The organism is Amycolatopsis sp. 195334CR (genome assembly GCF_017309385.1).
In the GTDB taxonomy this organism is placed as follows: domain Bacteria; phylum Actinomycetota; class Actinomycetes; order Mycobacteriales; family Pseudonocardiaceae; genus Amycolatopsis.
Genome location: NZ_JAFJMJ010000001.1, coordinates 1,171,101 through 1,188,371, shown reverse-complemented (window position 1 = coordinate 1,188,371; position 17,271 = coordinate 1,171,101). Strand labels below are relative to the sequence as shown.

Here is a 17,271-nt window from a genome sequence, read left to right as displayed (position 1 = left end):
TGTGGTCATGGCGAACCTGCCCGATCAGGCCGGCGTGGTCATCGTCGGTGGTGGCGTGATCGGCGTGAGCTGCGCGTTCCACCTGGCCGAGGCCGGGGTGGACGTGCTGTTGCTGGAGCGGGGCGCGCTGGGCGCCGGTTCGACGGCGAAGGCGGCGGGCGGGGTGCGCTCGTCGTTCACCAGCCGGGTCAACATCGAACTGGGGCTGCGCGGGCTCGCCGAGTTCGAGCGGTTCCCGGCGCGGTTCGGGCAGGAGATCGACTTCCGCCGCGACGGTTACCTGTACCTGATCACCGACCCGGCCGACTTGCCGCGGTTCGAGCACGGGGTGGCACTGCAGAACTCGCTCGGTGTGCCGAGCCGGGTGGTCGAACCAGTCGAAGCCCGGCAGCACAACCCGCTGATCTCGATCGATGGGGTGCACGCCGCGGTCTGGTCGCCCGACGACGGGCGCGCCACCCCGGACGCGGTCGTGCAGGGGTACGCGCGGGCGGCCCGGGGCCTGGGCGCGACCCTGTGCACCGGCGTCGAAGTGACGGGCATCGACCGCGACGGTGAGCAGATCCGCGCGGTCCGGACCTCCGTCGGAGTGGTCCGGACCGAGGTGGTGCTGTGCGCGGCCGGGGCCTGGTCGGCGCGGATCGGGGAACTGGCCGGGTGTCCGCTGCCGGTCACCCCGGAACGGCGGCAGGTGGTGTTCACCGGCCCTATCCCGGGACGGCGCGAATCGGTACCGCTGACCGTGGAAATGCCGTCGGCCTTCTACTTCCACCCCGAGGGCGACGGACTGGCGATCTCCCTACCGGGCGGGCCGGGCGACGTGGGGTTCGACTCGCGGTACGAGCCGGGGGAGTGGCTGCCCGCACTGGCCGAGGCCGCCGCGCGGCGGGCGCCGTCGGTGCTCGACGCGGGCATCCGCACGGCGTGGGCGGGGTTGTACGAGATGACGCCGGACCGGAACCAGGTGGTCGGCGAGGCGGCCGGGGTGGCGCGGTTCCTCTACGCCACCGGGTTTTCCGGGCACGGCTTCCAGATGGGACCGGCGGTGGGCGCGGTGATGCGGGACCTCTACCTGGGCCGGGAGCCGGAGATCGACGTCTCCGAGTTGGACGTGCGCCGGTTCGCGAACGGCACCACCACCAAGGCGGAGCACAACATCGTCTGACCGGGGTGTTCAATCGTTGAACGATCTCGTAGGCTGTGCCGGTGCCGGTAGTCAGCCATGCCAAGCCGAAGTCCGGGGCCGACCAGCTCGCCGACGCACTGGGTGAACTCGGCGTGGAGGTGGCCTTCGGCTTGCCGGGGGTGCACAACCTGCCGATCTGGGAAGCCCTCGCGGACACCGGGATCCAGCTGCTCGGCGTCCGCCACGAGCAGACCGCCGCGTACGCCGCCGACGGGTACGCCCGGGCGACCGGCAAGCTCGGCGTCGCGATCGTGACCACCGGACCGGGGGCGGCGAACACGCTCGCCGCGGTCGGCGAGGCGCAGGCCTCCGGCTCCCCGGTGCTGGTCATCGCCACCGACATCTCGTCCGCGCTCCGGCGGCCCGGCACGGTGCGCGGGGTGCTGCACGAGACCAGCGACCAGGCCGCGTTGTTCGCGCCGCTGACCAAGGGGCAGTACACCGTCAACGGGCCGGAGGAGATCGCCGGGGCCGCGCACACGGCGGCGCGGCTGGCGCTGCGACCGCAGAGCGGCCCGGTCTACCTGGGCATTCCCACCGACTTCCTGTCCGCCACGGCCAAGCGCGCCCGCGACCCGGCCGAGCACACGCCGGTACCCGAACCGCTCGACCTCGGGCGCGCGCGGGAGTTGTTCGAGCGCGCCGAGCGCCCGCTGATCTGGGCCGGTGGCGGTGCGCTGCGGGCCGGGGCGGGCGCGGTCATCGGCGAACTGGCCGAGAAGCTGGCCGCCCCGGTGCTCACCACCTTCGCCGCGCGCGGCCTGCTCCCGCCCGAACACCCTTGCCTGGCCCCGAACTCGGTGCACACGCCGGAGGTCGGCGCGCTCTGGGACGAGGCCGACCTGGTGCTCGGCGTCGGCACCGACTTCGACGGGCTGATGACGCAGAACTGGCTGATGCCGCAGCCGCCGACGCTGGTCACGGTGAACGTCGACGCGGCGGACGCGGCGAAGAACTACCCGCCGGACCTGAACCTGGTCGGTGACGCCCGCACCGTGGTCACCGCGCTGCTCGGCGAACTCCCGCACAAGGAGGGGCTGGAGAAGCTCACCGCCCGCCTGCGCCGGATGAGCGCGGCCGTGCGCCGCCGCATCCGCGAGGACGAGCCGCAGGCCGCCGACTTCCTGGGCACGCTGGAGGAAGTGCTGCCCGAGGACGCGATCCTGGTGGCGGACATGTGCATCGCCGGCTACTGGATCGGCGGCTTCCACCGCATCCCGGCGCCGCGCACGCTCGCCTACCCGATGGGCTGGGGCACGCTCGGCTTCGGCTTCCCCGCCTCGCTCGGCAGCGCCGCGGCCGGTGCCGGGCGCGCGGTCTGCGTCACCGGCGACGGCGGATTCCTCTACGGCGTCGGGGATCTGGCCACCGCCGTGCAGGAGAACCTGCCGGTCACCGTGGTCGTGGTGGAGGACGGCGGGTACGGCATGCTCCGGTTCGACCAGGAGCACAGCGGCCTGCCGCACCGCGGGGTCGACCTGGTCGGCCCCGACTTCGTCGCGATGGCCAAGTCGTTCGGCGTGCGGTCCGAACGGGTCAAGGGTTTCGGCCGCGCCTTCCGGCGGAAGCTGGGCGCGTTCATCCAGGCCGATGAGCCGAACGTGCTGGTGGTCGAGGCCGCCATGCGCCCGCCGCTGAACACCTCGCCCCGCTGGTACCGGAAGGAGCGGTGATGACGCTGCGCGTTGGCGTCGACATCGGTGGCACGTTCACCGATCTGTGCGTGCTCGACGATTCCGGGGTGGTGGCCATCGGCAAGGCGCTGACCACCCACGACGAACCCGCTCGCGCGGTCGGCGAACTGCTGCGCGGCGCCATCCCCGATCCGTCCCAAGTGGACAAACTGGTGCACGGCACCACGCTGGTCACCAACGCGCTGATCGAGCGCAAGGGCTCGAAGCTGGCCCTGCTGGCCACCGCCGGGTTCCGCGACGTGCTGGAGATGCGCCGCGAACACCGCTACGAGCTGTACGACCTCCAGATCGAACTGCCGGAACCGCTGGTGCCTCGGCACCTCCGATTCGATGTGCCGGAGCGCATCCTGGCTGACGGCAGCGTGCAGACCCCGCTCGACGAGGAGTACGTCGCCCGGCTCGGCACCGAGCTGGCCGAGCGCGGCATCGAGGCGGTGGCCGTCTGCTTCCTGCACTCCTTCACCAATCCCGAGCACGAACGCCGCGTGCGGTCCGTGCTGGCCGAGGTGGCGCCGGGGCTGCGCGTGGCGTTGTCGTCGGAGGTGGTGCCGGAGATCCGCGAGTTCGAACGGGCCTCGACCACCGCGGCGAACGTGTACGTGCAGGACCTGACCGAACGCTACCTGCGTGACCTGGAGCAGCGGGTGCACCGGGCGGGCATCGGACCGGCACCGCACATCATGCTGTCCAACGGTGGAATAGCCACAGTGGACACCGCCGCCCGGTATCCCATCCGCATCCTCGAATCCGGCCCGGCCGGTGGGGCGCTGGCCGCCTCGGCGTTCGGCGCGGCGGCGGGGGAGACCGATCTGCTGGCCTTCGACATGGGCGGTACCACGGCGAAGTTGTGCATGATCTCCGACGGCGCGCCGCTGGTCACGCACGAGTTCGAAGTGGACAGGGTGTACCGGCTGCTGCCCGGTTCGGGACTGCCGGTGAAGGTGCCGGTGACCGACATGATCGAGATCGGCGTCGGTGGTGGTTCGATCGCCCGCATCGACGCGCTCGGCCTGCTCACCGTGGGCCCGGATTCGGCGGGCTCCGAGCCGGGGCCCGTGTGTTACGGCCGCGGTGGCACCGATCCCACGGTCACTGACGCGGACCTGGTGCTCGGTTATCTCGACCCCGGTTACTTCCTCGGCGGGGAAATGACGCTGGACCTCGATGCCGCGCGCGAGGTGATCCAGCGCCGGATCGCCGAACCGCTGGGCGTCGGGCTGGCCGAAGCGGCGTACGGCATCCACGCGCACGTCAACGAGGACATGGCCAACGCGGCACGGGTGCACGCGGTGGAACGCGGCAAGGATCCCGCGCGGCTGCCGATGTTCACCTTCGGCGGCGCCGGTCCGGTGCACGGCGTCGGTGTGGCGCGGGCGCTGGGTGCCCGGCAGGTGGTCGCACCACCGGCCGCGGGCGTGATGAGCGCGGTCGGTTTCCTCACCGCGCCGCTGGCTTTCGACTTCGTGCGGACGTCGCGCGCCGGGGTCGACGAGCTGAGCTGGTCCGAGGTGGACGCGTTGTTCGCCGAGATGGAACGCGAGGGCGAAGAGCTGCTGAAAGCGTCCGGAGTGGACGTGGTGACGCACAGCCGGATCGCCGAAATGCGGTACGCGGGGCAGGGCTACGAAATCCGGGTGCCGGTGAACCAGGGGGACTGGCCCACCTCGCTCGTCGACGACTTCACTGAGGCCTACCGCGAGCTGTACCGCCGGACCGGGCCGGACGTCGGTGTCGAGGTGCTCAACTGGCGCGTGGTCTCCTCGGGTCCGGTGCCCCGGGTGAACCTGCGGCTGAGCGTGGAAGCCGGGGAAGGCGAAGCACGCAAGGGCAGCAGGCAGGCCTACTTCCCGGGTGGCTTTGTCGACACCGCGGTGTACGACCGGTACCGGTTGCGCGCGGACGACCGGATCGACGGCCCGGCGATCATCGAGGAACGCGAGTCCACTTTGGTCATCCCGCCGGGTGCGAGCTGCACCGTGCGAGCCGACTCCAGTCTGGTGGTGATCCCGTGAGCGTGGACCCGATCCTGGTCGGCGTGGTCGGCAACCGGCTGCACTCGATCCTCGCCGAACAGCAGAACGCCCTGGTCAACACGGCCTTCTCGTCGGTGGTCCGCGAATCGCTCGACCTGGCGTGCGCGGTGTTCGACTCGCGGGGCGAGATGATCGGGCAGTCCGTCGGCGGCACCCCCGGCCACATCAACGCGATGGCCACCGGGATGCACCACTTCGTCGCCGCCTTCCCACCGGAGAAGCTGGAGCCGGGCGACGTCCTGCTGACCAACGACCCCTGGCAGACCGCGGGTCAGATCAACGACATCACCGTGGCCACCCCGGTTTTCCACCGCGGCCGCGTGATCGCCTGGTTCGCCTCGTGCTGCCACGCCCCGGACATCGGTGGCCGCCTGGTTTCCGCCGAGGCCAACGAGGTGTTCGAAGAGGGCATCCGGCTGCCGATCATGAAGTTCCTGAAAGCCGGTGAGGTGAACGCCGAGCTGGAGGCGATCATCCGCGCCAACGTGCGCACGCCGGAGGAAACCGTCGGCGATCTGTACGCGCAGGTCGCGGGCAACGACGTCGGGGCGGCGAGCCTGGTGCGCCTGGCCGAGGAGTTCGGCCTGGACTCGATCGACGAGATCGCCGCGGAGATCATGAACCGCTCGGAACGGGCGTTGCGCGACGCCATCGCCGCGCTGCCAGAGGGCACCTTCCGCAGTGAGCTGCGCACCGACGGCTTCGGCGAGGAAGAGGTGCGCCTGAAGGTCGCGCTGACCGTGCGGGGCGAGGACATCGACATCGACTTCGCCGGTTCGTCACCGCAGAGCAAGCACGGCATCAACGTGGTGCTCAACTACACCAGGGCGTACGCGTCCTTCGCGGTGAAGGCGGCGATTTCGCCCGGGGTACCGCACAACGCGGGGTCGTTCCGCCCGGTGCACGTGACCGCGCCCGCCGGGTCGGTGCTCAACTGCCTGCCACCCGCACCGGTCGCCTCCCGGCACCTGATCGGGCACTTCCTGCCGTCGCTGCTGATCGGCGCGCTGGACGGGCGGATGGCGCACAGCGCGGACGCGCTCTGGATGACCATCTGGCGTGGACAGTCCCATCAGGACGGACGCGAGTTCATGCTGAACGTCTTCCAGACCGGTGGCATCGGGGCCAGGGCCACCAAGGACGGGCTGAACACCACCGGCTTCCCCAGTGGGCTGCGGGCCACGCCGACCGAGGTGATCGAGACCATGGCACCACTGGTCCAGACCCGGCGGGTGCTGCGCACCGACTCCGGTGGCGCCGGCAAGCACCGCGGGGGTCTCGGCCAGTCGACCACGGTGACCGCACGAGGTGACATTTCCTGGAGCGTCAACGGGAACGTCGACCGCACCAGCTCACCGGCGATCGGCGTGCACGGCGGACTGGACGGCGAGCCCGGCCGGTTCGGATTGGCCGACGGCACCGCGCTGCCCGGCAAACGACGGGTCCACCTGGAACCGGACGCCGTGGTGGACGTGGTACTTCCCGGCGCGGGTGGTTACGGCGATCCGAGGGAACGCGACCCCGCACGCGTGCTGGCCGACGTGGTCGACGGGTACGTCTCGATCGAGGCGGCCCGTGACGTCTACGGGGTCGAAATCCGGTACACCGGCAGGCCGGACGCGCTGGTCCGGCTGCCCGCCGACTACGAGATCGTGGAGAGGGACTGACATGGGGCGTGTGGAAGACAAGGTCGTCGTGGTGTTCGGCGGGGCGCGGGGGATCGGCCTGGCCGCGGTGAAGGAGTTCCTCGCCGAGGGCGCGATCGTGCGGTCGAGCGACATCCGCGAGCCCGCCGAAGAGGTCGGGCACCCGAACTTCAGCCACACCACCGTCGACGCCACCGACGAGGACGCCGTACAGTCCTTTGTGGAGCAGGTGCTCGGCGAGCACGGCCGGATCGACGTGCTGTTCAGCAACGTCGGCATCCACCTCGGGAAGCCGTTGCCGGAGACCACGCTCGCCGAGTTCGACCACATCTTCGCGCTGAACGTGCGCACCGCCTTCCTGGCCACCCGCGCGGTGCTGCCGCACATGATCGAGGCGAAGGCGGGCAGCATCGTGCTCACCTCGTCCAACGGCGGCATGATGGGCCGCCCGGCCGACCCGGTCTACAACGCCACCAAGCACGCGCTGGTCGGGCTGGCGAAGTCGCTCGCGGTGGCGCACGCGCACCTCGGGATCCGCGTCAACACGGTCAACCCGGGCGCGATCGACACCGACATGCTGCGCAGCACGCTGGCTTCCCCGGACGACTTCGAGGCCAAGCAGCACCAGTTGACCGCGAGCACGCCCGCCGCGCGCGTCGGTGAGGCGTGGGAGGTGGCGAAGGCGGTGTTGTTCCTGGCCAGCGACGAATCGCGGTTCATCAACGGCGCGGTGGTGCCGGTCGACGGCGCGAAGGCGGCCGGGGCGATGCCGGGCAACCGCTACTCGCTCGAATTCGAACTGGGCGTGCGATGACCAGCGGCGATCCGTCGGCGGTGCTCGCGGGGGACCGGCGCGCCCTCGCCCGTGCGGGCACCGCCGAGCGGGTGGCCCAGGTGCTGCGCCAGCGGATCGCCGAGGGCGTGTTCCTGCCCGGCACGCGGCTGGCCGAACCCGCGATCAGTTCGGCGCTCGGTGTTTCGCGCAACACCCTGCGCGAAGCGTTCCAGTTGCTGGCGCACGAACGGCTGGCCGTGCGGGAGCTGAACCGGGGTGTGTTCGTCCGCGAGCTGACCGCGCCGGACATCGTCGACCTGTACCGGATCCGGCGCATGGTGGAGTGCGCGGCCGTGCGCGAGGCCGCCGATCGCGACGGCCTGGTGCTCACCGACCTGCAGAACGCGCTGGCCGAGGGCAAGCAGGCCGCGCTCGACGAGGACTGGCAGGGCGTCGGCACCGCCAGCATCCATTGGCACCAGGCGCTTTCCGAGCTGTCCGGCAGCGACCGGGTGGCGGGCACCATGCGCCAGGTGCTCGCCGAGACGCGGTTGTTCTTCGTGCTGACCGAGAACACGCAGGCGTTCTTCGAGCCGTACCTGGCGCGGCACGAGAAGATCATCGGCCACCTCCGGCGACGCCGGTTCGACCTCGCCGAGCAGGCACTGGAACGCTATCTGCGAGACGCGGAGCGGCAGTTGCTCGCCGCGTACCACCGAAGGGAGACCCCATGACCGCACCGCGGTTCTTCGATGCCAACGAGATCGGCGCCGTGCTCGGGGTCGGCGCGGCGATCGAGTCGCAGCGGCGCGCCTTCCGCGCGCTCGGCGCGAAAACCGCCGTGCTGCCGGCGAAAACCCACCTGCCGGGGCCGGGCGGCGCGCTGGCGCTGGCGTACCCGTGCCGGTTGTCGGCGGACACCGGGCCGGTGTGCAAGTTCATCAGCTTCAACCCGGGCAACACCGAGCACGGGCTGCCCAGCATCCACGGCCTGATCGTCGCGCTGGACCCGGAAACCGGGGTGCCGGTGGCGGTGCTGGACGGTGCGGCGGTGACCACCATCCGCACCTCGGCGGCCAGCGCGGTGGCCGCCGACGCGCTGGCGAACCCGGACGTCACCGAGCTGGCCGTGCTGGGCAGCGGGGTGCAGGGCGTGGCGCACGTCCGCGCGATCGCCGCTGTCCGTCCACTGGAGACGGTCCGGATCCACAGCCCCAGCGAGGAACACCGGACTACGGCCGCCCGCGAGCTGTCCAGGGAGCTGGGCCTGCGGGTGGTCGCCACGGACGACGCGGAGAGCGCCGTGCGCGGGGCCGGGATCGTCGCGTTGTGCACGGTCAGCACCGAACCGGTGATCCGGCGGGAGTGGCTGGCGACCGGGTGCACGGTGATCAGCGTCGGGTCCTTCGAACCGCACCGGCGGGAACTCGGGCGGGACGTGGTGGAAGCGGCCGCGGCGGTGGTGGTCGACCACCGCGAGACCGCGCTCTCGCACGCGGGGCCGATCGTGGACGCGCCACTGGGCGAGCCGGAACTCCAGGAACTCGGGGAGGTGCTCGTCGGCACCGCGAAGGGACGGCGGTCGCCGGATGATCTGGTCTATTACAACAGCACGGGCGTCGGTGTCCAGGACGCCGCAGCCGCCTGGGCCGTCATCGAACGAGCCCGGGGTTAGGGTGCGGTTTGACCGTGGTTTGCGTGGCGGTGCGGGTGGCGGAACCTCAGTCGTCTTCTCGCTCCGGGATCTCCACCTCATGAATGCCGATTCACCACGGTGAAGCTGTCCTCGCGAGAAGACGCCTGAGAATTCGGCAGCAGAGCGCGGGCTGACGGCCCACCGCAAGCGGCTCCGCCGCTTGTGAAAGAAAGCGCCTAAGGTCGGGGCAGGCTTCGGACCAACAAGGGAGTTCGCTCGATGCGTGACGTGATCTATGTCGACGGCAAGTGGATCGCCTCCTCCAGTGCGGAGACCATCGAGGTGGTCAACCCGGCCACCGAGGCGGTCATCGACCGGGTGCCCGCCGGGACGGCGGCCGACGTGGACGCCGCGGTGGCCGCCGCGCACCGGGCCTTCGCCGGCTGGGCGGCCACCCCCGCCGAGCAGCGCTGCGCCTACCTCGGCCAGGTCGCGGCCAAGCTGAAGGAGCGCAACCAGGTGATCGCCGAGACGATCACCGCGGACATGGGCGCGCCGGTGAAGATCGCGCAGAAGGTGCAGGCCGGCCTGCCCGCGGTGGTGGCGGCCACCTACAGCGACCCGGCCGTGGTCCCGGTCGGCGGCGAGGAGGTCGGCAACTCGCTGATCGTGCGCGAGCCGATCGGCGTGGTCGGCGCGATCACGCCGTGGAACTACCCGCTGCACCAGATTGTGGCGAAGGTCGCACCCGCGCTCGCCGCCGGCTGCACGGTGGTGCTCAAGCCGAGCGAGGTGGCCCCGCTCGCGGCCTACCTGCTCACCGAGATCTTCGACGAGATCGGCCTGCCCGCCGGGGTGTTCAACCTGGTCAGCGGCACCGGCCCGGTGGTCGGCGAGGCCATCGCGGCGCATCCGGACGTGGACATGGTCTCGTTCACCGGCTCCTCGCGCGCCGGGGCGCGGGTCTCCGAGGTGGCGTCGCAGACGGTCAAGCGGGTGGCGCTCGAACTCGGCGGCAAGTCGCCGAACGTGATCCTGCCCGACGCCGACCTGCCCACCGCGGTCAAGGCCGGGCTGAGCAACGTCTACCTCAACAGCGGCCAGACCTGCACCGCGCTGACCAGGATGATCGTGCACCGCGACCAGCGCGACGAGGTGGTCGGCCTGCTCGCGGACGGGGTGGCGAAGTTCTCCGTCGGCGACCCGTCCGACGCCGCCACGAAGCTCGGGCCGCTGGTCTCCGCCGCCCAGCGCGACCGCGTGCGCGGCTACATCCAGCAGGGCATCGAGGAGGGCGCGACGCTGGTCGCCGGTGGCCCGGACGCACCGGAAGGCCTGGAGCAGGGCTACTACGTGCGGCCGACGGTGTTCGCCGACGTCACCCCCGAGATGACCATCGCGCAGGAGGAGATCTTCGGCCCGGTGCTCTCGGTGCTGACCTACGAGACCGAGGACGAGGCGGTGGCCATCGCGAACAACACGCCGTACGGCCTGGCCGCCGCGGTCTGGGCGGGCGACGCCGAGCACGCGACCGCCGTCGCCAAGCGCATCCGCGCCGGGCAGGTCGAGGTGAACGGCGGTGCGTTCAACCCGCTGGCTCCGTTCGGCGGGTACAAGCAGTCCGGCAACGGGCGCGAGCTGGGCCGCTTCGGACTGGAGGAGTTCCTCGAGACCAAGGCGATCCAGCGCTGATGCGACCGCTGGACGGCCTCCGCGTGATCGACCTGTCCCGCATCCTCGCCGGGCCGTACTGCACGCAGTACCTCGGCGAGATGGGGGCCGAGGTGATCAAGGTCGAACCACCGGGACACGGGGACGACACCCGGAACTGGGGTCCGCCCTTCGTCGGTGACGAGGCCGTCTACTTCCTCGCCGCGAACCGGAACAAGCGCGGCATCGTGCTCGACCTGAAGAGCGAGCGCGGCCAGGAGGCCGTCCGGCGGCTGGTGGCGCGGGCGGACGTGCTGGTGGAGAACTTCCGCCCGGGCACGCTGGAGCGCTGGGGGCTCGGCTACGAGCAGCTTTCGGAGCTGAACCCCCGGCTGATCCACGTGTCCATCACCGGGTTCGGGCAGACCGGCCCGTACCGCGACCGGCCGGGGTACGACCTGATCGCCCAGGGCATGGGCGGGGTGATGGGCCTGACCGGCGAGCCCGACGGCCCGCCGGCGAAGGTCGGCCTGCCGGTGGCCGACCTGAACGCGGGCACGTGGGCCATCATCGGGGTGCTGATGGCGTTGCAGGCGCGGCATTCCACCGGTCGCGGGCAGTACCTCGACGTGTCCCTTATGGACGCTCAACTGGCGTGGCACAGCTACGCGGCGGGCGCGTACTTCTACGACGCCAAGCGCCCGGAGCGGATGGGCTCGGCGCATCCGAGCATCGTGCCGTACCAGGCCTATCCGACCGCCGACGGCTGGCTGAACGTCGCGGTGGGCAGCGAAAAGCTGTGGCGCGCCTTCCGGGAACTGCTGGGCTTGCCCGACGACCCGCGGTTCGCCACGAACGCGCTGCGGGCCGAACACCGGGACGAGCTGAACGAGCGCGTCTTCGCGGTGATGCGCACGCGGCCGAGCGCGGAATGGCTGAAGAAGTTCGACGAGGCCTCGATCCCGGCCGGTCCGATCAGCACCATCGACGAGGTGTACGAGGACCCGTGGGCGGAGGAACGCGAGCAGATCGTCCGGCTGCCGCACCCGTCGGTCGGGACCTACTACGGCACGGGATTCCCGGTGAAGGCGTCGGAAACCCCGGCGCGGCCCAGTTCCGCACCGCCCACGCTGGGGCAGCACACCGCCGAGGTGCTGGCGGAACTGGGCTACAGCGCCGAAGAGATCGCCGAGTTCACCCGCTGAGACCGTCCATTTCGGACGCCAGCGCGTCGATCGCGGCCAGGTGCTGTTCGACCGAGCGCACGATCGCGGCGCACGCGTCGTGCACCGCCTCGGCCGGTTCCGGGGTGAGGTCGCCGTCGAGCACCAGCACGCACGCCGGGTCCGCCGCGGTGGCGATCTCCACCGCGTGCCGGGCGGCCGAGCGGGCCAGCAGGTCGAGCTGGTCGGCAACGCGCAACCCGGCCAGCACGGTCCGTTCGGTGGCCTCCCGCTCGTCGCGGTAGGCCACCGCCAGCTCGCTGCCGCGATCGCCGAACTGGGCCCGGATCCGGGCGTCGCTGTACTCGATGTGGGCGTCCGCCAACGGTTTCTGCGCCGTCCGCGCCCGCTCGACCATGCCGCGCAGGGCGGCGGGCGCGCAGTCGGTGTACCGCAGCGCGTCCAGCGGGTCGGGCGCGTGCAGCAACTCGGCCGCCGCCCGCAGCCGGACCAGGTGGCCGGCCGCGGTCCGCAGGTCGGGGTGCATGAAGACCATCGGGGAGTTCCTTTGCTCAGGCGTAGCGGAGCACGCGGCCGTCGGCGGCGTCGCGCAGCTCGTCTGCCTCCCGCTCGGTGGAATCGGCCAGCGCGCGCATCCCGGCGGCGCGGGTGCGCAGCGCGGAGTTCCACAGTTCCGCGAGCCGCCTCGCCTGCGGGGAGAAGCCGAACGGCGCCCCACCGGTCATCGGGTCCGGCTCCTCCCGGCCCAGCTCGACCACCCCGGCCGCGAACCGGCTCGTCTCCGCCGCGTCGTCCATCATCGCGGCGGCCTGCCCCAGCACACTCGTTGTCATCGGCACTCCTCGGTCCCTCCGCACTGGATACTGGATACGACGTCTGGCCGAGTCACCGGTTCCGTCGTGTCGCCCATGACAAGAGCCACGGAACTGAGTACCGCCAGGGAACGTTCCGGCGTTACAGCACGAACTGGGTGAACGCGTCCTGGATGCGTTGCGCGTGTGCCTGGAGCACGGTGATCGCGGTGCGCTTGCCCTCGTCGCCGATGCGGGCGGCCGGGCCGGCCACGGTCAGCACGGTCGGCCGCTGCCCCGGCACGCGTACCGGCACCGCGCAGGACCAGACTCCTTCGTCGACCTCACCCCAGCTGACCGCGTACCGGTTGAGTTCGGCGCGCTTGAGCTCGTCGCGCAGGCTGCTGCCGCGGCGCGCGACCACGGCGGAGAGCCGTCGGCTGCGTTCCGGCTCGGCAAGGCTGGCCAGCAGCATCTTGCCCGAGGAACTGACCCCGAGCGGCACCGAATGACCGGGCTGGAAGGTGAACCGCATGGCCTGGTCGCATTCGACCCGCTCCGTGCAGACCGCCGCGTCGCCGAACTGCTGGAACAGCAGGACCGTCTCGCGGAGTTCGCGGGCCGCCTCCTCCATCACCGGGCGGGCCAGCCTGGCCAGGTCGTTCGCCACCTGCGCGGCCCGCGCGAGCGGCATCACCTGGGAGGTGACGTGGTAGTAGCCCGCCCGGCCCTCTTCGAGCAGGTGCAGTTCCTTGAGCAGGGCCACGTAGCGGTAGGTGGTGGCGATCGGCGTACCGGCCAGCGCGGCGAGTTCGGCCACGGTGGCCTCGGGCCGCCGTTCGGAGAACGCCAGCAACAACTGCAGCACCTTGCGGGAACTGCTGGCCCCCGGTGTCCGCTTGGCGGTCATGGGCCCATAGTTGATCAACTCCCGCCGATCTGCAACCGGCCATACGCCTACTCACAAACGACCTCGTCGACCACGCGCTTGACCACGTCCCGCGCCGGGCTGGTGCCGAAGTCCTGGGTGGACAGGGACACCACCACGCCCCGGCTGCCGTCGTCGCTGAAGCCGTTGCGGGTTTGGAAGCCCATGACGTCGCCGTTGTGCGACCACGCCACTTCACCGCAGCTCAGCGGCAGGCTGGCGATGCCGAGCCCGTACGCGCTGCCGGGGTTGTTCTTCTGCCAGCCCGTCGCGGGCACGGTCTTGCGCATCTCGGCGAACTCGGCCGGCGCCAGCAGCTCCCCGCCGAGCAGCGCCTGCCAGAAGCGGGTCATGTCGGCCGTGGTCGAGACCAGTCCACCGGAGGCGTCACCCCAGGTCGGGGACAGTTCGGTGGTCTCGACCGGTTCGGGAGTGCCCGGCCAGCGGGTGTAGCCCTTCGCGTGCGGGGCGGCCAGCCCGGTCGCCTCACCGGGCGCGTAGGTGTCGTTCAGCTCCAGCGGGTCCAGGATCCGCGACCGGACCTCGTCGGCCCACGAGTTCCCGGTCAACCGCTCGACCAGCATCCCGGCCAGCAGGTAGTTCGTGTTCGAGTAGGCCCAGCCGGTCCCCGGCGCGAACTCCGGCGGCTTGCTCATGGCGTCGGCGACGAACTGCGCGGCGGGCACGTGGTCGAAGCGACGCTCGAGGAAGGCGGCCTGGTCGCGCGCCGGGAGGTCGGCCACGAAGTCGTGCAGGCCGCTGGTCTGCTGGAGCAGGTGCCGCACGGTGATCTGGTCTCCGGCAGGGCTGGTCACCACCCCCGGCAACAACCCGGCGACCTTGTCCTCCAGCGCGAGCTTGCCCTCGCCGACCAGCTGCAGCACCACCACCGCGACGAAGGTCTTGGTGGAACTGCCCATCCGGAACGAGCCCCCGCGGGGCACGGGTATCGAGGTACCGGCCTCCGCGGTGCCGGAACGCGCGGTCAGCCGTCGCGCCCCGGTGTCGGCGTGTGCCTGCACGCCGACGATCCCGGCCGCGCGAATGGCGTCGAGGTCACGCTGCAGCGCGGCGCCGTCGTAACCCGGGGTGACGGCCAGTGCCGGGGCGACGGTGGCCGTGGTGAGCGCGGCGATGACGGTGGCGGTGGTGGCTCGTTTTCCTCGCATGCTTCGACCGTATTGTCCGCGATCACGCGGTTACAGGCAGTTGCCACCAGGATTCGGGGTGGGGTTGTCCCTACCGGCGGAACGCGCGTTCGAAGCGGGCCTGGCGGGTGGACACCGGGCTGAGCGAGTCGCCGTCGGCGAACCAGTCGGCCAGCGCGGCCCAGGCCTCGGCGACCTGCTGGAACTCCCTGCGGGTGCGCGGGACCAGTGCGCGGTCACCGGGCGTGCGCAGCAGGTGCGACAACACCACCAGCCGGTCCGTGCAGCGTTGCAGGTAGAGCTCGGTCTCCTTGTTGATGGTCTCCTCGCCCTGCGGGAGCTGCCACTCCTTGCGGAGGTCCGGGTCGTCGGTGAGCGCGGCCGCCCTGGTGAACAGCTCGGGCTCGGAGTAGGCCGGGAAGCGGAGGTCGTCGCAGGCGTACCCGGAGGCACGCGACCAGCGCTGCAGTGCCTTGATCGCCTGGTAGCGCGTCTGCCACTCCTGGTTCCCCGACGCCAGCTGGGAAACCGTCTCCCACGCCTCGTTCTCCGCGCGGTGCCAGGTTTCCGCGGCCGACTCGTCGACGAGGGCCCGTGGCTGCGGGGTGTGCCGCCGCCACGCGTGCGTCAGGCACGAAGCGATGTGCCGCACCAGGTTCGAGGTGTAGGTGGCCAGCTCCCAGGCGTGCACCCGGCGCGGGCGCAGCGGGGTCGGGCGGTCGGGGGAGTAGGTGATCATCTCGAAGGCGCGGAACTCCGGCTGGCTGCGGAGGGTGGACAGGTCCGGGTCCTCCGACATCACCCACGGCCGCCGTTGCGCCAGATAACCGGAATGCCGCGAGGCCGCCGCGTTGTCCAGCTGCGCGATCGCTTTGGTGATCAGGGTTTTCTTCTCGTCGGCGGCGAGCACGCGCACGGTTTCCTTGGTGGCGCTGGGTTCGCCGCGCATGCCGGAGGGCAGCAGGGCCACCGCGTACACGCAGGCGGCGTTGTAGTGCTCGTGCCAGATCGAGGACGGGCCGCGCGGGGTGAGCTGCTCGGCGACCACGTCCATCAGCGCGTCGACCGACGGCGGCCACGAGGTGTCCGTCGCCAGCTTCTCGAACCCGCTCACCGCAACGCCTTTCACCGCCGAATAACCCTTCAGCGGTGAGCCCATCTCGGCATTGGCCATCAGGCGGCGCAGGTACACCGCGAGCAGGCCGAGGCGGAGGCAGTTGTCCGACAGCAGTTCCCGCAGGTGCTTCGGCCGCTGCTCGGCGATCAGCCGTTCCAGTTCGTACTGGGCGACTTCGCAGAGGTACGCGCGCAGCTGCGCGGCCTTCTCCTCGTTGGCGGCGCCGTCGGGGTCGGCGAGCAGACCGGCGGGTGCGGGCACGGTCGAGCGGTAGCGGTCGAACCGCAGGCGGATCGACTCGCGCAGGCGGGTCTGCCGGATCCGGGTCTTGGGGTCGGCGAGCCACCAGTCGTGCGCGAGCCAGTCACCGCGGCCCAGCACCAGGGCACGGCGGTAGCGGGCGAGCAGCAGCGCGGCGGCCTCCGGGGTGGACGGCCCGTACTTCCGGTTCTCGCACAGGGTCACCACGTCGTCGTAGGTGACCAGGGCGGCGAGGTGCAGGTCGAGGCGTTCCTGGAGGTTGCCGATCTCCACGCGGATGTGCACGTTGGCCGGGTCCAGCTCGATCGCGCGGTGGTACTCGGCGAGTGCTTCGTCGTAGCGGCGCTCGGACTTGTACTGGTTGGCGCGCTCGTAGGCGTCGAACAGCGCGCCGGGGATCTTCGCCCCGCGCCAGCGGGCCCACTGCTGGTTGCGGCAGTACTTGCTGCGGGGGATGACCAGCGCGGCCACCGCGTTCGCCGCGCGGCCGAGCAGGCGCTGCTCGTCGTCGTCGGTGAGCAGCAGCGGACTGGCCGCGAAACCGGGCTGCCGCACCACTTCCAGCACGAGCTGGTGCTGCCCGCCCGCGGTCTGGCGCAGGCGGCCGCTGATCCGGATCGCGTGCGGCGGGCGGGCGAGCTTGATCAGCCGCGACGCCACCCGCCACCAGCCGGTCGCCGCTTCTCCCGCGGTCTCGACGATCTGGATGAAGTCGTAGGAGCGCGAAACCCCGGGAACCACGGCGGGCGTGTACATCCGGGACTCGTTGAGCTTGTTCTTGAACACCGCGGTGACCTCGGCGGGCGAGGAGTCGCCGTCGATCTCGAACAGCTCGATGTCCACCTCGTTGGCGTTGTACGCGGCGATTTCCAGCCGCGCGCGGCCGATGCCGTACAGGGTGAAGAGCAGCGAGACGACGAGCCCGGTGAACAGGGCCACGGTCAGCGTGAAGGAGGCGCCGACCGGCGCGTCCGCGGGAATGGTGATCAGGTAGGGGAGCAGGAGGAAGGCGAGCGCGAGCAACGCGGCCACTCCGCTGAACAACCACCAGCGGATCATCCGCGCTTTCGGCAACTCGGCCGGTTCGAACTCCGGCCGGTGACGAACCGGCATCACTGTTCGCAGGACCCCCTCACCGGAAAATCCTGCCAGAGCCGGAACTGCCGTGTACAGCCCGTAACGGCTCTCTCCCACCGAGTTGAAGCCCGGTGGGAGAGAGCCG

Annotated in this window: 14 protein-coding genes; 9 read left to right on the top strand and 5 right to left on the bottom strand. The window is 71.1% G+C overall.

Features of this window, described 5'->3' with window-relative positions:
• Window positions 1-7: 7 nt before the first annotated feature.
• From JYK18_RS05805 to JYK18_RS05765, 9 genes are all read left to right on the top strand, one after another.
• Window positions 8-1,165, top strand: coding sequence for an FAD-binding oxidoreductase (locus JYK18_RS05805; RefSeq protein ID WP_206801120.1), 1,158 nt, complete (start codon window positions 8-10; stop codon window positions 1,163-1,165).
• A 41-nt stretch (window positions 1,166-1,206) separates the two neighbouring features.
• Entirely contained in the window at window positions 1,207-2,859 is a 1,653-nt protein-coding gene (locus tag JYK18_RS05800) for a thiamine pyrophosphate-binding protein (RefSeq protein ID WP_206801119.1), read from the top strand.
• Window positions 2,859-4,892, top strand: a complete 2,034-nt coding sequence (locus JYK18_RS05795) for a hydantoinase/oxoprolinase family protein (RefSeq protein WP_206801118.1) — start codon at window positions 2,859-2,861, stop codon at window positions 4,890-4,892. The genes JYK18_RS05800 and JYK18_RS05795 overlap by 1 nt, the downstream gene beginning before the upstream one ends.
• Window positions 4,889-6,580 (top strand): hydantoinase B/oxoprolinase family protein, encoded by a 1,692-nt coding sequence (locus tag JYK18_RS05790; RefSeq protein ID WP_206801117.1) that lies wholly within the window; start codon window positions 4,889-4,891, stop codon window positions 6,578-6,580. Before JYK18_RS05795 ends, JYK18_RS05790 begins: the two co-directional genes overlap by 4 nt.
• Before the next feature lies 1 nt (window position 6,581).
• Window positions 6,582-7,373 (top strand): SDR family NAD(P)-dependent oxidoreductase, encoded by a 792-nt coding sequence (locus JYK18_RS05785; RefSeq protein ID WP_206801116.1) that lies wholly within the window; start codon window positions 6,582-6,584, stop codon window positions 7,371-7,373.
• Window positions 7,370-8,068, top strand: a complete 699-nt coding sequence (locus tag JYK18_RS05780) for a GntR family transcriptional regulator (RefSeq protein ID WP_206801115.1) — start codon at window positions 7,370-7,372, stop codon at window positions 8,066-8,068. Before JYK18_RS05785 ends, JYK18_RS05780 begins: the two co-directional genes overlap by 4 nt.
• A complete protein-coding gene (locus JYK18_RS05775; protein WP_206801114.1) occupies window positions 8,065-9,009 on the top strand; it encodes an ornithine cyclodeaminase family protein in 945 nt (314 codons plus the stop codon). Before JYK18_RS05780 ends, JYK18_RS05775 begins: the two co-directional genes overlap by 4 nt.
• Window positions 9,010-9,249: 240 nt before the next feature.
• Window positions 9,250-10,662, top strand: coding sequence for an aldehyde dehydrogenase family protein (locus JYK18_RS05770; protein WP_206801113.1), 1,413 nt, complete (start codon window positions 9,250-9,252; stop codon window positions 10,660-10,662).
• Complete coding sequence (locus tag JYK18_RS05765; RefSeq protein ID WP_206801112.1) at window positions 10,662-11,825, top strand: CaiB/BaiF CoA-transferase family protein; 1,164 nt, start codon at window positions 10,662-10,664, stop codon at window positions 11,823-11,825. The genes JYK18_RS05770 and JYK18_RS05765 overlap by 1 nt, the downstream gene beginning before the upstream one ends.
• On the opposite strand, the gene JYK18_RS05760 is transcribed toward JYK18_RS05765, so the two are convergent.
• The 5 genes from JYK18_RS05760 to JYK18_RS05740 all read right to left on the bottom strand — a co-directional run bounded on the left by JYK18_RS05760 (window position 11,815) and on the right by JYK18_RS05740 (window position 17,162).
• Window positions 11,815-12,339, bottom strand: coding sequence for a hypothetical protein (locus tag JYK18_RS05760; protein ID WP_206801111.1), 525 nt, complete (start codon window positions 12,337-12,339; stop codon window positions 11,815-11,817). The two genes, JYK18_RS05765 and JYK18_RS05760, sit on opposite strands and share 11 nt — an antisense overlap.
• Before the next feature lie 16 nt (window positions 12,340-12,355).
• Complete coding sequence (locus tag JYK18_RS05755) at window positions 12,356-12,637, bottom strand: hypothetical protein (protein ID WP_206801110.1); 282 nt, start codon at window positions 12,635-12,637, stop codon at window positions 12,356-12,358.
• A 121-nt stretch (window positions 12,638-12,758) separates the two neighbouring features.
• Complete coding sequence (locus tag JYK18_RS05750) at window positions 12,759-13,505, bottom strand: IclR family transcriptional regulator (RefSeq protein WP_206801109.1); 747 nt, start codon at window positions 13,503-13,505, stop codon at window positions 12,759-12,761.
• Between the two features lie 47 nt (window positions 13,506-13,552).
• The gene (locus JYK18_RS05745) at window positions 13,553-14,692 is read right to left on the bottom strand and encodes a serine hydrolase (protein ID WP_206801108.1); all 1,140 of its coding nucleotides are present in this window, start codon (window positions 14,690-14,692) and stop codon (window positions 13,553-13,555) included.
• A gap of 70 nt (window positions 14,693-14,762) precedes the next feature.
• Complete coding sequence (locus JYK18_RS05740) at window positions 14,763-17,162, bottom strand: tetratricopeptide repeat protein (RefSeq protein WP_206801107.1); 2,400 nt, start codon at window positions 17,160-17,162, stop codon at window positions 14,763-14,765.
• Between the last annotated feature and the right edge of the window lie 109 nt (window positions 17,163-17,271).

Coding starts and splice junctions, on each gene's coding strand:
- JYK18_RS05805 (WP_206801120.1), top strand. CDS start 8: ATGGCGAACCTGCCCGATCAGGCCGGCGTGGTCATCGTCGGTGGTGGC.
- JYK18_RS05795 (WP_206801118.1), top strand. CDS start 2,859: ATGACGCTGCGCGTTGGCGTCGACATCGGTGGCACGTTCACCGATCTG.
- JYK18_RS05785 (WP_206801116.1), top strand. CDS start 6,582: ATGGGGCGTGTGGAAGACAAGGTCGTCGTGGTGTTCGGCGGGGCGCGG.
- JYK18_RS05780 (WP_206801115.1), top strand. CDS start 7,370: ATGACCAGCGGCGATCCGTCGGCGGTGCTCGCGGGGGACCGGCGCGCC.
- JYK18_RS05775 (WP_206801114.1), top strand. CDS start 8,065: ATGACCGCACCGCGGTTCTTCGATGCCAACGAGATCGGCGCCGTGCTC.
- JYK18_RS05770 (WP_206801113.1), top strand. CDS start 9,250: ATGCGTGACGTGATCTATGTCGACGGCAAGTGGATCGCCTCCTCCAGT.
- JYK18_RS05765 (WP_206801112.1), top strand. CDS start 10,662: ATGCGACCGCTGGACGGCCTCCGCGTGATCGACCTGTCCCGCATCCTC.
- JYK18_RS05760 (WP_206801111.1), bottom strand. CDS start 12,339: ATGGTCTTCATGCACCCCGACCTGCGGACCGCGGCCGGCCACCTGGTC.
- JYK18_RS05755 (WP_206801110.1), bottom strand. CDS start 12,637: ATGACAACGAGTGTGCTGGGGCAGGCCGCCGCGATGATGGACGACGCG.
- JYK18_RS05750 (WP_206801109.1), bottom strand. CDS start 13,505: ATGACCGCCAAGCGGACACCGGGGGCCAGCAGTTCCCGCAAGGTGCTG.
- JYK18_RS05745 (WP_206801108.1), bottom strand. CDS start 14,692: ATGCGAGGAAAACGAGCCACCACCGCCACCGTCATCGCCGCGCTCACC.
- JYK18_RS05740 (WP_206801107.1), bottom strand. CDS start 17,162: ATGCCGGTTCGTCACCGGCCGGAGTTCGAACCGGCCGAGTTGCCGAAA.